This is a genomic window from Methanobrevibacter sp. (genome assembly GCF_030539555.1).
GTDB lineage: Archaea > Methanobacteriota > Methanobacteria > Methanobacteriales > Methanobacteriaceae > Methanocatella.
Genome location: NZ_JAUNXX010000121.1, coordinates 1 through 292, shown reverse-complemented (window position 1 = coordinate 292; position 292 = coordinate 1). Strand labels below are relative to the sequence as shown.

1 pseudogene is annotated in these 292 nt (G+C 34.6%); it reads right to left on the bottom strand.

Annotation, left to right across the window (positions count from 1 at the left end):
* A pseudogene (locus Q4Q55_RS10240) lies at nt 1-292 on the bottom strand (cell division control protein Cdc6); the annotation flags it as partial.

The following is a 292-nucleotide window of genomic DNA, read 5'->3' as shown; positions in this document are numbered from 1 at the left end:
TTTTAAGTAAATCAAGAGCATATCTTGCATCACCTTCCTCTTTAGCAGCCATCGCAGAACATAACGGTATCACATCACCTTCCAAAACATCTTCATAAAATGCCAATTCTGCCCTTTCTGAAAGAATGTCACTTAATTGATCTGCTCCATAAGGAGGGAATACAATTTCCTTATCATTCAAACTACTGTTAACTCTGGATTTGATTAAATTTTTAAAATCCAAATAATTACTGATGGATAAAACAGAAACATTATCAGTCCGGGTTAGTGTGTATAAAATTCCATCCCCATC